This window comes from Streptomyces saintjeani, assembly GCF_055409605.1.
On sequence record NZ_CP189624.1, the window covers coordinates 6,004,946 to 6,018,868 of the forward strand.

Here is a 13,923-nt window from a genome sequence, read left to right on the forward strand (position 1 = left end):
CCGCCATGGGGGTGTTGAGACGAAAGGGGATACTCCGCTCACCGGCTCCCCTCGCCCTCCAGGTCAACGCCCTCCAGGCCCTGTCCCGCCAGGTCTTCGGCTTCCGCCTCGCGATGATCGCCCTCGCCGCCCCCTCCGCCCTCCTCAACGCCTCACCGGGCGTGGGCGTCCGCCTCGTCGGCACGGCCGTCGTCGTCACCTTCATGGTGTCGTACGCCCTCCTGCGCGACTGGGAACGCTTCGGCCCGCTGCTCCTGAGACACCCCGGCCTGCTGGCGGTCGACACCCTGCTCGGCTCACTGCTGCTCGTCTCCGCCGGACCCGACACGACCCTCGCCTACGTCAGCGTCTGCACCCCCCTCCTCGCCGGAATCCTCTACGGCTGGCGCGGCGCCGCCTGCTTCGCCTCCCTGCAAGGCGTGATCCTGCTCCTCGTCCATACGACCCTGGCGGCCCGATCCGGCGCCGGGGTCGCCGAACGGCTGCTGCTCCCCGGGTTCTGCGTGATCACCGGCGCGCTCGGATCCGCCCTGCGGGGACTGATGCTGAGGTTCGGCGAGGCCACCGAGGCGCTCGCCCGCACCCGCGCCCGCCTCGCCGCCGCCGAGGCCGTCGCCGCCGAACGCGACCGGCTGGCACGGGAGATGCACGACTCCCTCGCCAAGTCCCTGTACGGCGTCGCCCTCGCCGCCGAGGCGCTCGCCGCCGGTGCCGAGCAACCCGTGCGCGAGCAGGCCGAGTTGATCGCGGGCGCCGCCCGGCGCGCGGCCGGGGAGTCACGGGAGCTGCTGACCGACCTGCGGGGCGGGGCGGGCGAGGAGCTGGACGTACTCGACGAACTGGCCTCCCGCACAACCGACTTCGCGTCCCGTACCGGGCTGCCGGCCACCTATCGCGCGACCGGTGAGCGCAGCGCCGTACCCGTACCCCCCTTCGTGGCGCGGGAGTTGCTCACCATCGCCGCCGAGGCGCTGGACAACGCGCACCGGCATGCCGACGCGAGCCGGGTCGAGGTGAGCGCGGGGGTGCACGGGGGCGTCCTGCGCGTCACCGTCCACGACGACGGCAAGGGGCTGCCGCCCGGCACCAGCCTCGACGCGCTGCGGCGGGCCGGGCACTTCGGGCTGCTCGGGATGAGTGAGCGTGCCGTGGCCCTCGGGGCGCGGCTGCGGATCGGGCGGGGCGGGCCGGGGACCGAAGTGAGTGTCGAGCTTCGACTCCCGCTCCAGGTGGGACAGTTCGAGAAGGGGGCGGCGTGACGGAAGGGGAACGGCGGATGAAGGTTCTCGTGGCCGACGACAATCCCGTGGTCCGCGCGGGGCTCGCCGCGCTGCTCGGCGGGGCCGGTGGCATGGACGTCGTCGCGCAGGCGGTGAACGGGCGGGAGGCGTGCGAACTCGCCGAGCTGCACCGGCCCGACGTCGTCCTCCTCGACGTCCGGATGCCCGAGGTCGACGGGCTCGCCGCGCTGCCCCGGCTCGTGCGGGTCTCGGCGGTCCTCATGCTGACGTACAGCGGGGAGTCCGAGACCGTGCGGGGTGCTCTGCGGCTCGGGGCGCGGGGGTATCTCGTGCACGGGGAGTTCGGGGTCGAGCAGTTGGTGCAGGCCGTGCGGGATGTGGTGCGGGGGCGTGCGCACTTGACGCCTACCGCCGCCACCGCGGTGCTGGAGGGGCTGTGGGACCCCTCGGGTGAGAGTGCGACTGCACACGGTGACCTCTCCTCAACTGCCCATTATTCAGGCACTTTCAGCAAAGGACTTTCACAAGTGCAACCGCTTGTGGGACAGTCTCCCTCAAGCAGGGGGAGGTTCCGGCTCAGTGCGAGGGAGGCGGAGATCATGGACCTCATCGCGTCCGGCATGTCGAACCAGCAGATCGCCGTGTCCTGTTTCATCAGCGAGAAGACCGTCAAGAACCACATCAACCGGATCTTCGCGAAGCTGCACAGCACGAGTCGCGCGGAGGCCACGGCGAAGTGGCTCGGCACGGCGCCGCCGCCGGTGCGGGGGGTGAGCTGAGCGATGCGTTCCCCTTCTTGGGCCCACATTTGGGCCCCCGGACCCTCGCGATCCGCTTGCCGCACGGCTTACGCTGCCGCCGAACGCGGGGAGCGCGGCGCTGCGACCGGAGGACAGGGCGATGAGGAATCTGCGGGACGACAAAGGCCAGACCGCGGTGGAGTACCTGGGCATCATCGCCGTGGTGGTGGCGATCGTGCTGGCGATCACAGGGACGGACATCGGGAACACGATCTACACCGCGATCACGGATCAGATCGCCAACGTCGTGGGCGGCTGAACCGGACACGCCGGTCCGGCGACGCGGGGCAGGCCTTCCCCATCTACATCACGGTGGTGGGCGGCCTGCTCCTGCTCGCGTTCGCCTACCTCGCGGTCGGACAGGCCGGAGCGAAACGGGGTGACGCCCAGGCCGCAGCGGACGCGGCGGCTCTGGCGGCGGCCCAGGAGACCAGGGACCGGCTCGCCGGCGCCTGGGTGGACAACGTCCTCGACCCGGCGAAGTGGAACGACATCTTCAACGGTTCCCCCTGGTACGACGGGTGCGGACGCGCGGCGCAACTCGCCGAGTCGAACGGGGCACACCTGGACGGATACGGGTGCGTCACCCAGGACATGGGCTACACGGTCTACGTGCAGACGGACGGCACCGTCGGCGACTCGGTCGTACCCGGCACGGAGAACACCCACGCCGAGGCCCACGCCCAGGCCGTGATCAAGGCGCTGTGCTCCTTCGACCCGCTCCCCGATCCCACCCCGACCCCCACTCCGACACCGACCCCCACTCCCACGGGAGACCCCGGCGGCGAGGAGCCCCCGCCGGTCCAACTGCCACAGCTCGACTGTGGCGGTGTCGAGTGGCCCTTGGACCCGCAGAACCTCCATCTGCCGGAACCCCAGGACCTCTTCGACGTCCATCTGGTCGACTGAGACGCCACGACTTCAAGGAAGCAAGGGGCATGAGCATGCGGTTCACCACGAAGGCCCGCAGGAGCGTGGTCGCACTGACCGTCGCCGCCGGTCTCGCTCTCGGGGCGACCGGATGCGGCGGTGGCGGCGACGACAAGAAGCCCGAGGCGTCGGCGCCCGCCTCCAGCGGCAAGAACGGGTCCGAGCCGAACCCCCAGCAGGGTACGGACGACCCGCCCATCGCGGAGCTGAAGGGGACGAGCGGGCTGATGCTCCAGATCACCGCCGCGAGCCGGGACTCCGGCGGCTTCGTCACGGTGAACGGCACCCTCAAGAACGACGGCGGCGAACGCATCACGGTACCGGCGGCAGTCCGCGGGGACGAGACGGAGGTCCTGCGCCACGGCATGTCCCTGGGCGGTGCCACCCTCGTCGACAGCCAGGCCAAGAAGCGTTACTACGTCCTCCGCGACACCGACGGCCGCCCCCTCACCACCACCGGCTTCACCTCCCTCAAAGCCGGCGAGGCATTGGCCGTCTTCATGCAGTTCCCCGCCCCTCCCGAGGCCACCAAGGAAGTCACCTTCCAGCTCCCCACCTTCGCCTCCGCCCCCCTCCAGATCACCGGCTGAGCCCGCCCATGACCCGCGCACGCACGACGCTCACCCTCACCGCCACCCTCCTCCTCACCCTCACCACCCCCGCCCACGCCACCGACGACCCCAGCGTCCCCCCCGGCACCGAACCCTCCGCCTCCGCCCCCGTCCAGGTCGACCCCAACGACCCCGACCTCAAGCTCCCGCAGGGGGGGACCCTCGCCACCCCCAAGGTGCTCGACATCAAGCAGGTCGTCGAGGACCAGACCGGCGACGAACGCCGGGAGGACACGAACGCGGACGTCAAGTTCGCGCTCCAGGCGGAGGTCCTCTTCGGCAGGGACAGCTCGAAGATCACCCCCACGTCGAGATCCCGCATCGCGGCGATCGCCGGGGAGATCAAGAAGCAGAACGCGACCCGCATCAGAGTCTTCGGCTTCACCGACGACCTGGGCTCCTCGGCGCACGGCGACGTCCTCTCCCGCCAGCGCGCGAACGCCGTACAGGCGGTCCTCGACGACGAGTTGAACGACCCGAACCTCACGTTCGACGTCCGGGGCTACGGCGAGCAGTACCCCATCGCGGACAACGCGACGGAACAGGGCCGCAAGAAGAACCGCCGCGTGGAGATCACGTTCCCGAGGGAGGGCTGAGGGACGGGCACAGGGCCCGAAGGCCGCCGTCCCTCAGGCCACACCCACCACCTCCACCCGGACCCCCGCCACGACCCCCCACCCGGCCATCACCCCCGCCTCCGCCTCCAGCACATGCCGGGCCCGCACCCGAGGCAGCCCCAGCCGCCCCGGAACCATCGTCCGCACGGCCAGCACCCTCAAGTCCCCGGACAGATAAGCCACATCGATGGCCATCCGCATCCGGAACGTATGAATCCCGGAAGCGGGGGACAACAGCAACGCCCCTTCGACGGACGACCGCCCGAGCAACCCCTTCGTACGGGCCCGGTACGACGAGGCGACCTCCAACGGCACCGACGTCGAAGACACCCCGTGCACGACCAGCACCCCGCGCCCGTCCCGCCAGCGTCCCATCACACGCCTCCCGATAAGGAGTTGTAGCCACCCGGCCCTCTGGATAGTAAGTCCCCATGACGATCAGCCTCGGTGCCATCCTCCGCCCCCAACTCCCCCCGGAACGCCTCAAGCAGGCCGTACGCCTGGCCGACGAGGCGGGACTGGACGAACTCTGGCTGTGGGAGGACTGCTTCCTCCAGGGCGGCCTCACCGCGGCGGCGGCGGCACTCGCCTGGACGGACCGCGTCCGCATCGGCGTGGGCCTCCTCCCGGTCCCGCTCAGGAACGTCGCGCTGACGGCGATGGAGACGGCGGCCCTGCACCGCATGTTCCCGGGCCGCCTGTCGCTGGCGATCGGCCACGGCGTCCAGGACTGGATGGCCCAGGTGGGCGCCCGCCCCGACTCCCCGCTGACGCTCCTGACCGAGTACACCGGCGCCCTGCGCGCCCTCCTGGACGGCGAACGCGTCACCCGCAAGGGCGTGTACGTCACCCTGGACGACGTGACCCTCGGCTGGCCCCCGCAGACCCCCGCCGAGATCCTGGTCGGCGGCGTCGGCCCCCGCACCCTGCGCCTCGCGGGCCGGATCGCCGACGGCACCGTACTGAACGAGTCGGCCACCCCGGACCGCGTACGCGAGATCCGCGCCGCCGCGAAGACCCCGCACCGCATCGTCGTGTACGTCTTCGCCGCGACCGGCCCCGACGCGGCCCCGCGCCTCGCCCGCGAGCTGGAACACCTCGGCCTGACGGGAGTGGGCGTCGCCGGGGACGCGGAGACGGTGGCGGCGGAGGTACGCCGGTACGCCGAGGCGGGCGCCGACAGCGTCGTACTCCTCCCGACACCGGACGAGCCGGACCCGGAGGGGTTCCTGAGGTTCGCGGCGCGGGAGGTACGCCCCCTCGTGGCATAAGACCGACCGGTCCGAGCGCACAAGAAAATCAGCGGCACCCCCACCCACCCCCTTGCCACCATCCCCGTATGACCGACGAAGCCACCTACGCATCCCTCGTCGCCGAAGCCGACTCCGCCCCCACCGACGGCTGGGACTTCTCCTGGTTCGAGGGCCGCGCCACCGAGGCGCGGCCCTCCTGGGGCTACGCCCTCTCCCTCGCCGCCCGCCTCGACGCCGCCGATGCCGCGCTGGACCTGGACACCGGGGGAGGGGAGGTCATGGAGTTCGCCCTGTCCCGTACGACGACCCCGCCCCGCGTCCTCGCGGCGACCGAGGCATGGCCCCCGAACGCGGCCAGGGCGACCCAACTCCTGCGCCCCCGCGGCGTCGTGGTCGTACGCCCCGGCGAGGACGGCGAACTCCCCTTCCCCGACGCCGCGTTCGACCTCGTCTCCAGCCGTCACCCGGTACGCCCGCACTGGGCGGAGATCGCCCGCGTGCTCACCCCGGGCGGCACGTACTTCGCCCAACACGTGGGCCACCGCAGCGTGTTCGAGCTGGTGGAGGAGTTCCTCGGCCCGCTCCCGGACGAGGTCAGCCGCGACCGGCACCCGGACGTCGAGACGGAGGCGGCGCGCAGAGCGGGGCTGGAGATCACCGACCTCAGGATGGAGCGCCTGCGGATGGAGTTCCACGACATCGGCGCGGTCGTCCACTTCCTGCGCAAGGTCGTCTGGATGGTCCCCGGCTTCACGTCCGCCCGGTACGAGACGGAACTGAGGGCGCTGCACGGCCGTATCACCGCCGAGGGCCCCTTCGTGGCGTACAGCGCGCGGCACCTGATCGAGGCGCGCAGGCCGGTCGCCGGATAAATGGCCGGGAACCGTCGCCGCGCCTCCCCGATCTCCACAGGGTTTCCACATCGTTATCGCGAACAGGTGCCCCGACCCCCCGGCATCACGTAGATTCGGCCACGGCAATTCGCGCGAGCAAAGCTGCGTGGGCGTCATCGCGCAGTGGAGGGGACCGCGCGGTGACGCCTCCGTCAAGAAGACGCCGCACGCCGCGTTCCCCCGTGCGAGGGACCCCCGTACACCCGCGTTTTCCGGCCACGAAACCCCCGTGAACAGGGCTTCCACCCCCGGATCGGCGTCGCCACCCAACTCCGGAGAGTAATAATTTCGCGTCGATGTGCGCAACATCCCTCACGAAGGGTTATGGTGGAAACCCCCCCTCGGGCCGGTCCGTATCCCCCCCACGGACCGGCCCGTTTTATTGAGCAGGATCGGGGGGCGTGCTGGATCGAGGGGCGGCCGATCCGAAGTCTTTTAGGGGCGCGGGGAACTGCGCGAGCAACCACGACGCACCCGCAGACGCACAACTAAGCACCCCTACCCCTTAGATTAGGCGCCCAATCCCCGGCCCAACTCCCAGTAGGGGTAAGCTCCCCGCCTGCGGGGACCGCCGTCGAGGAGGGGCTGAACATCACGTGATCCTGCGCGACAAACTGCGCGGCCTGCTGGTCAGGCTCTACGCGCGCCGGGTGGAAGGCCACCTCGACCACACCCAGGTGCCCAAGCACATCGGCGTCATCATGGACGGCAACCGCCGCTGGGCGAAGGCGGCGGGTTCGAGCACCGTCCACGGCCACCGCGCCGGCGCCGACAACATGTCCGAGTTCCTCGGCTGGTGCGCCGAGACGGATGTGAAGGTCGTCACGTTCTGGCTCCTGTCGACGGACAACTTCGACCGCCCGAAGGACGAACTGGTCCCGCTCCTCGGCATCATCGAGGACGTCGTCCGGACGCTCGCCTCGGACGGCCGCTGGCGGGTCCACCACGTCGGCACGAAGGACCTGCTGCCGGACCAGATGCAGCTCACGCTGAAAGAGGCGGAGCAGGCGACCGAGGACGTCGACGGAATACTGGTGAACGTCGCGATCGGCTACGGCGGCCGGCAGGAGATCGCCGACGCCGTCCGCTCGATGCTCCAGGACGCGCAGGACAGGGGCGTCTCGATGGACGACCTCGCCGAGTCCGTGGACATCGACATGATCGGCCGCCACCTCTACACGAGCGACCAGCCGGACCCCGACCTCGTCATCCGTACCAGCGGCGAACAGCGGCTGTCCGGGTTCATGCTGTGGCAGACCGCGCACTCCGAGTACTACTTCTGCGACGTGTTCTGGCCCGCCTTCCGCAAGGTCGACTTCCTGCGCGCCCTGCGCGACTACGCGGCCCGCCACCGCCGCTTCGGCGGCTGACCAAGGCCGACCGGCAACCGGTTTCGAAGCCTCCCACCACACACGTAACAAGCTGTTCACCAGGACGCCGTGCTTCGCCATGGCATGACGGCGCAAATTAGAGGGCATAAGCCAAGCAGGTCGACACCCGACCCACGGGTGTCGGATCTCAGCGGACGGCACGGGGCCGTCCGCCCGGGAGGCCCTTTGCACCAGCACGACCGTGCGGTCACGGCACGGACGCAGCAGTGGAGGGCCGGTTCTCGGCCCGTGCAAACGGGTCTCGGACCGGTCCAGCTCCACTCCGTCGCTCCCCGACCTCTTCCGAGGGGGTACGTCCTTCCGTGGTGACCAGCACAAAGCGCCACAAGTCCGACCGGCGCACCTATGTTCTCGACACCAGCGTCCTGCTGGCCGACCCGTCCGCGATGGCCCGATTCGAGGAGCACGAAGTCGTGCTCCCGATCGTGGTGGTGACCGAACTGGAGGCCAAGCGGCACCATCCCGAACTCGGTTACTTCGCCCGGCAGGCCCTGCGCCAGCTGGACGACTACCGGGTGAAGTTCGGCCGCCTGGACGCGCCCATCCCGATCGGGGAACTGGGCGGCTCGATCCGTGTCGAGCTCAACCACTCGGACCCCAGCATCCTGCCCAGCGGGTACCGGCTGGGGGACAACGACACCCGCATCCTGGCGGTCGCGCGCAACCTCCAGGCCGAGGGGTACGACGTCACCGTCGTCTCGAAGGACCTGCCGCTGCGCATCAAGGCGTCCTCGGTCGGCCTCATCGCCGAGGAGTACCGCGCCGAGCTCGCCATCACGGACTCCTCCGGCTGGACCGGCATGTCCGAACTGACGCTGCCGGGCGACCAGGTGGACGTCCTCTTCGAGGAGGGCCATGTGTACGTCCCGGAGGCCGCGAACCTCCCCGTGCACACCGGCCTCACCCTCCAGTCCGAGCGCGGCAAGGCCCTCGGCCGGGTCACCCCCGAGGGCAACATCCGCCTCGTACGCGGCGACCGGGAGGCGTTCGGCATCAAGGGCCGCAGCGCCGAGCAGCGCATCGCGCTGGACCTGCTGCTCGACCCGGACGTCGGGATCGTGTCGATGGGCGGCCGGGCCGGCACCGGCAAGTCCGCGCTCGCCCTGTGTGCGGGCCTGGAGGCGGTCCTGGAGCGCCGCCAGCACAAGAAGGTGATGGTCTTCCGCCCGCTGTACGCGGTCGGCGGGCAGGAGCTCGGCTATCTCCCCGGCTCCGAGGCCGAGAAGATGAGCCCGTGGGCGCAGGCCGTCTTCGACACGCTGTCGGCCGTCACGAGCCGCGAGGTCATCGAGGAGGTGACCGCGCGCGGGATGCTCGAAGTGCTCCCCCTGACCCACATCCGGGGCCGCTCCCTGCACGACGCGTTCGTCATCGTCGACGAGGCCCAGTCCCTGGAGCGGAACGTCCTGCTGACGGTCCTCTCCCGGATCGGCGCCAACTCCCGCGTCGTCCTCACCCACGACGTCGCCCAGCGCGACAACCTCCGGGTGGGGCGGTACGACGGGGTCGTGGCCGTCGTCGAGAAGCTGAAGGGACATCCGCTCTTCGCGCACGTCACCCTCACCCGCTCCGAGCGCTCCCAGATCGCCGCACTCGTGACCGAAATGCTGGAGGACGGCCAGATCTGACCCGCTTTCGACAGCAGTCCGGCGCCGTTCCGCAAAGGCCGAGAGCCTAGCGGGACGGCGCCGCCGTGTGTGAGCGTTCGCCGAAATCCCTTGCCCCACAGGCGATGTGAGCTTTCACACCCAACTCGGAATTGTCATCGGCGGCTTGTTACGGCAGAGTCTCGGTTCTGTCAGGCCCCGCGTACGACACAGCTGTACCCCCAGCGGTTCAGCGCCCCAAACTTCACATACGACGTCGTACGCCGCCCGATTACCAGAAGGCGCCCCCTTTCACGGGAGCGCCGGTGGGCCAGCGCTTCCCGTGACCCTTATTCGGAGGCCAGTGCCAAGGGGCACGATCGCGTCCGCCAGGGTCACCGAAGCGGGCGATGCTGGAAGGAAACCGTGTGAGCCGGGTCTCGGTCCGTGGGTTCGCAGTGGCTTCGGCCACCGCGGTCACCGCCGTCGGAAGTGTCGTGGGCGTTGCCTCGGGCAGCGTCGCCGCGCCGCAGAGCAACGATGCGCAGACGACGGCGGACGACGCCATTCTCCTCGCGGACATCCCCGTGGGGCAGCAGGCGGAGATCCAGACCGCCTCCCTGACGCAGCAGGCCGCCTACCAGGCCATGGCCGCGGACGAGAGCGCGAAGAAGGGCGCCGAGGAGGCAGCCCGCAAGGCCGCCGCCGAGGTCGCCATCGCCAAGAAGGAGGCCGCCGAAGAGGCGGCGAAGGCCAAGGCTGAAGCCGAGGCCAAGGCGAAGGCCGCCAAGGGCGACTTCCCGGTCCTCAGCTCCTACTCCATCTCGGACATCCAGTCGATGGCCCGCCAGATGGTCGCCGGCGGCCAGTGGCAGTGCTTCTCGAACATCGTCGACCACGAGTCGAGCTGGAACTACCGCGCGGTCAACGCCTCCTCGGGCGCGTACGGCCTGTTCCAGGCGCTCCCCGGCTCCAAGATGTCCTCGGTCGGCTCCGACTGGCAGACGAACCCCGCGACGCAGATCAAGTGGGGCCTGAACTACATGAACGAGCGCTACGGCAGTCCCTGCGACGCGTGGTCGTTCTGGCAGGCCAACAACTGGTACTAGACCCACCGGTCTCTCAACCTTCTTCAGCCCCTCCCCGTCCTCAGGGGAGGGGCTGTCGCCCTGTACGGTCTCCTTCGACGCGACTCCCGGGGAGGAGTGGTGGCTGGAACCGGGAGGACCCGGGAAACCCGGGAAACCGGGGCAAAGGGACGGACACGGATCATGTCGCGAGTGCCAGGGTGGCTCGGCCGGCTCGGCGCCGGTCTCACCGAGATCGGCGAGCGGCTCGACGAGCGGCGCGCGGAGGTCGAGCGGGACGGGGGAGTGCTGGACGAGCCGAAGCCGGAGCCCCGCGCGAAGCCGACGGCACCGGACACCGCGCCGGACGACCCGGAGCCGTACGCCGCTCCGCGCCCCGTGCGCCGTCGTACCCGGCCGCCCGTCCCCCGTACCGACCCCGCGCATGCCGTCCCCTGGGGGGTGCGGGTCGCCGCCGAGGCCGGCTGGCGGCTGCTCGTGCTCGCCGGGACCGTGTGGATCCTCATGCGGGTCATCAGCGCGGTGCAGCTCGTCGTCTTCGCCTTCGTCATCGGCCTGTTGCTCACCGCGCTGCTGGAGCCCGCCGTCGCCGCGCTCAAGCGGCGGGGGGTGCCGCGCGGGCTCGCGACCTCCCTCACCGCCGTCCTCGGCTTCGTCGTCATCGGGCTGCTCGGGTGGTTCGTCACCTGGCAGGTGATGGAGAACATCGACGACCTGTCCAACCAGATCCAGTCCGGCATCGACGACCTGCGGCGCTGGCTCCTCGACAGCCCCTTCCACGTCACCGACAAACAGATCAACGCGATCGCCAAGAACCTCCGTGACGCGGTCGGCGACAACGCGGACGAGATCACGTCGGCGGGCCTCGAAGGCGTGACGGTCATCGTCGAGCTGCTGACCGGCATCCTCCTCGCCGCCTTCTCCACCCTGTTCCTGCTCTACGACGGCCGCCGCATCTGGGAGTGGACCCTCAAGCTCGTCCCCGCGGCGGCCCGCGAGGGCGTCGCCGGCGCCGGTCCCCGCGCGTGGGCGACCCTCACGGCGTACGTCCGGGGCACGGTCGTGGTCGCCCTCATCGACGCCATCTTCATCGGCCTCGGCATCTACTTCCTCGACGTCCCCATGGCCGTCCCGCTGGCCGTGTTCATCTTCCTGTTCTCCTTCATCCCGCTGGTCGGCGCGGTGGCCTCCGGCGCCCTCGCGGTCCTGGTCGCCCTGGTCACGCAGGGCCCCTTCACGGCCGTCATGACCCTCGCCGTGGTCCTCGCCGTCCAGCAGATCGAGGGCCACATCCTCCAGCCCTTCATCCTCGGCCGCGCGGTCAGCGTCCACCCCCTCGCGGTCGTCCTCTCCGTCGCGGCGGGCGGCATGGTCGCGGGCATCGGGGGAGCGGTGGTCGCGGTGCCGCTGGTGGCGGTGACGAACACGGTCGTCGGCTACCTGCGGCGGTACGCGAGCGAACAGGCGGAGCTGGAGGCGGAGTTCGAGGCGGAGTTGGAGGAGGGGCCCGCTCAACAGGGCTGAGCGGGGTCGTCGTACGGCGCAGCCCCCGGCAACTCCCGCCCCAGCCTCGCCAGCGGCGACAGCGCCATCACCACCGGTGAGAGCAGCATCGCCGCAGCCGTCACCAGCAGACCGGTCCGCAGCCCCCACGCCTCCGCGAGGAACCCTCCGGTGAGCGAGCCGAGCGGGGCGAGCCCCATCCCGACGAACGTGATCGTCGCGGCGACCCGGCCCTGCATCGCGTCCGGGGTGACGGACTGGCGTACGGCCATGACGGTGACGTTCACGAGCTGTCCGCCGAGGCCGAGGACGAAACCGGCCGCGACGAGTACGGGGACCGTCGCGGCGGAGGAGCCGTGCAGCGCGGGTACGCACAGGAAGGCGCCGTCGCCGAGGGCCGCCGCGCACACGAGTACGGGGCCGTGACCGAACCGGGGCGGGAGGCGGGCGGCGAGCAGGGAACCCAGCAGCGCGCCCGGCCCCGGCGCGGCGAGGACCAGCCCGATCACCGTCCCCGAGAGGTGGAGTTCTCTCGGCAGGAACAGGAGGTGGACGGTCGTCGCCGCGGCGAAGGAGAACTGGAACGCGGCCGAGGCGAGGCAGACCGTTCGCAGGATGGTGTCGTGGACGACGAACCGCAGACCCGCACGGACCCCGCCGGGCCGGCCGGGGATCGGCTCGGCCCGGCGTATCCGCCGGATCGACAGGAACGACAGCGCGAAGAACACCGAGCTGAGGGCTAAGGCGACCGGAGCCGTCAGCAGCGAGACCGCCGAACTTCCCAGCGCCGGGCCCCCGATCTGCGCCGCGGACCGACTGCCTTCGAGCGCGCTGTTGCCCCGCACGAGTCGGCCGCGTTCCACCAGCCGTACGAGCGACGCCTGATACGCCACGTCGAAGAACACGGACAGCGTTCCGACGACGAAGGCGAGCACGAACAGACCGGGCATCCCGAGCCACCCGAAGAGACCGGCGAGCGCGGCGGCCCCCAGCGCCAGCGCGCGGCCCGCGTCGGTGAGCGCCATCGTCGTACGGGTTCGCCACCGGTCCACCCACGCGCCGGCGAGGAGCGCGAACAGGAGGACCGGGACCTGGCCGGCGGCTCGCAGGGCGCCCAACTGTCCGGCGCCGGCGTCCAGCGCGAGGACGGCGAGCAGGGGCAGGATCACGAGGGTCGCGTGCTCGGCGAGCTGGGAGGAGGTCTGGCCGAGCCAGAGACCGCGGAAGTCGGGGTTGCGCCAGAGGCTCATCGGCGATGGTCCCGCCCCGGGGAGGGCGGCGGCAACCAGATTTCGCCCTCCCGGAATCCCTTCCGCCGACCGCCTGGCCCGCCTCGCCGCGGCTGTGAGAACCCTGTTGCGGACCTGTGACAACCCTCCCTGACCTGCGGGAACAACCCCCAGCTCAGGGCCTACACACTCCGCGTATACACACCACGTATACACCGCATGTACAGTCCTCCCCATGTCCATCGGTCACACCCTCCTGGGACTCCTGGAGTCCGGACCCCGTCACGGTTACGACCTGAAGCGGGCGTTCGACGAGAAGTTCGGTCACGACCGGCCGCTGCACTACGGCCAGGTCTACTCGACGATGTCGCGGCTGCTGAAGAACGGCCTCGTGGAGGTCGACGGCATCGAGGCCGGCGACGGCCCCGAGCGGAAGCGGTACGCGATCACCGGCGCCGGCGTCACGGACGTCGAGCGCTGGCTGGCGACGCCGGAGAAGCCGGAGCCGTACCTCCAGTCGACGCTCTACACGAAGGTCGTCCTCGCACTGCTGACGCACCGCGACGCGGGCGACATCCTCGACACGCAGCGCTCGGAGCACCTGCGCGGCATGCGCATCCTCACCGACCGCAAGCGCAAGGGCGACCTCGCGGACCAACTCATCTGCGACCACGCCCTGTTCCACCTGGAAGCGGACCTGCGCTGGCTCGAACTCACCGCCGCGAGGCTGGAGAAGCTCCGCGAGGCAGTGACCCGATGACCCCGACCACCCGACCGACCC

15 protein-coding genes are annotated in these 13,923 nt (G+C 70.7%); 13 read left to right on the plus strand and 2 right to left on the minus strand.

Going from position 1 to position 13,923, the window contains the following annotated elements:
• The first annotated feature begins 5 nt into the window (after positions 1-5).
• From ACQCO7_RS27505 to ACQCO7_RS27530, 6 genes are all read left to right on the plus strand, one after another.
• Positions 6-1,259 carry a sensor histidine kinase gene (locus tag ACQCO7_RS27505; RefSeq protein WP_464074319.1) on the plus strand — a complete coding sequence of 418 codons (1,254 nt, stop codon included), beginning with the start codon at positions 6-8 and terminating at the stop codon, positions 1,257-1,259.
• A 17-nt stretch (positions 1,260-1,276) separates the two neighbouring features.
• Complete coding sequence (locus ACQCO7_RS27510; RefSeq protein ID WP_464074320.1) at positions 1,277-2,020, plus strand: response regulator; 744 nt, start codon at positions 1,277-1,279, stop codon at positions 2,018-2,020.
• 121 nt (positions 2,021-2,141) lie between these two features.
• A complete protein-coding gene (locus tag ACQCO7_RS27515) occupies positions 2,142-2,300 on the plus strand; it encodes a Flp family type IVb pilin (protein WP_464074321.1) in 159 nt (52 codons plus the stop codon).
• The gene (locus ACQCO7_RS27520) at positions 2,297-2,950 is read left to right on the plus strand and encodes a pilus assembly protein TadG-related protein (protein WP_464077302.1); all 654 of its coding nucleotides are present in this window, start codon (positions 2,297-2,299) and stop codon (positions 2,948-2,950) included. The genes ACQCO7_RS27515 and ACQCO7_RS27520 overlap by 4 nt, the downstream gene beginning before the upstream one ends.
• Positions 2,951-2,979: 29 nt before the next feature.
• The gene (locus tag ACQCO7_RS27525) at positions 2,980-3,561 is read left to right on the plus strand and encodes a hypothetical protein (RefSeq protein ID WP_464074322.1); all 582 of its coding nucleotides are present in this window, start codon (positions 2,980-2,982) and stop codon (positions 3,559-3,561) included.
• Between the two features lie 8 nt (positions 3,562-3,569).
• The gene (locus tag ACQCO7_RS27530) at positions 3,570-4,178 is read left to right on the plus strand and encodes an OmpA family protein (protein WP_464074323.1); all 609 of its coding nucleotides are present in this window, start codon (positions 3,570-3,572) and stop codon (positions 4,176-4,178) included.
• A gap of 33 nt (positions 4,179-4,211) precedes the next feature.
• On the opposite strand, the gene ACQCO7_RS27535 is transcribed toward ACQCO7_RS27530, so the two are convergent.
• The gene (locus ACQCO7_RS27535; RefSeq protein ID WP_464074324.1) at positions 4,212-4,574 is read right to left on the minus strand and encodes a DUF192 domain-containing protein; all 363 of its coding nucleotides are present in this window, start codon (positions 4,572-4,574) and stop codon (positions 4,212-4,214) included.
• Between the two features lie 56 nt (positions 4,575-4,630).
• Between ACQCO7_RS27535 and ACQCO7_RS27540 the strand changes: the two genes are divergently transcribed.
• The 6 genes from ACQCO7_RS27540 (at position 4,631) to ACQCO7_RS27565 (ending at position 11,934) form a co-directional block, all read left to right on the plus strand.
• Positions 4,631-5,470 (plus strand): LLM class flavin-dependent oxidoreductase, encoded by an 840-nt coding sequence (locus ACQCO7_RS27540; protein WP_464074325.1) that lies wholly within the window; start codon positions 4,631-4,633, stop codon positions 5,468-5,470.
• A gap of 68 nt (positions 5,471-5,538) precedes the next feature.
• Entirely contained in the window at positions 5,539-6,324 is a 786-nt protein-coding gene (locus tag ACQCO7_RS27545; protein WP_464074326.1) for a methyltransferase domain-containing protein, read from the plus strand.
• Positions 6,325-6,941: 617 nt separating this feature from the next.
• A complete protein-coding gene (locus ACQCO7_RS27550; protein WP_464074327.1) occupies positions 6,942-7,715 on the plus strand; it encodes an isoprenyl transferase in 774 nt (257 codons plus the stop codon).
• A 323-nt stretch (positions 7,716-8,038) separates the two neighbouring features.
• Positions 8,039-9,364 carry a PhoH family protein gene (locus ACQCO7_RS27555; protein WP_464074328.1) on the plus strand — a complete coding sequence of 442 codons (1,326 nt, stop codon included), beginning with the start codon at positions 8,039-8,041 and terminating at the stop codon, positions 9,362-9,364.
• A gap of 386 nt (positions 9,365-9,750) precedes the next feature.
• Entirely contained in the window at positions 9,751-10,431 is a 681-nt protein-coding gene (locus ACQCO7_RS27560; protein ID WP_010352744.1) for an aggregation-promoting factor C-terminal-like domain-containing protein, read from the plus strand.
• A 162-nt stretch (positions 10,432-10,593) separates the two neighbouring features.
• Positions 10,594-11,934: an AI-2E family transporter gene (locus tag ACQCO7_RS27565; RefSeq protein WP_464074329.1), complete on the plus strand. Its 1,341-nt coding sequence runs from the start codon at positions 10,594-10,596 to the stop codon at positions 11,932-11,934.
• Here the strand turns inward: ACQCO7_RS27565 and ACQCO7_RS27570 are convergent.
• Positions 11,922-13,163, minus strand: coding sequence for an MFS transporter (locus ACQCO7_RS27570; RefSeq protein ID WP_464074330.1), 1,242 nt, complete (start codon positions 13,161-13,163; stop codon positions 11,922-11,924). The two genes, ACQCO7_RS27565 and ACQCO7_RS27570, sit on opposite strands and share 13 nt — an antisense overlap.
• Positions 13,164-13,377: 214 nt before the next feature.
• Between ACQCO7_RS27570 and ACQCO7_RS27575 the strand changes: the two genes are divergently transcribed.
• Positions 13,378-13,902, plus strand: coding sequence for a PadR family transcriptional regulator (locus ACQCO7_RS27575; RefSeq protein ID WP_010352749.1), 525 nt, complete (start codon positions 13,378-13,380; stop codon positions 13,900-13,902).
• Positions 13,903-13,923 lie beyond the last annotated feature (21 nt).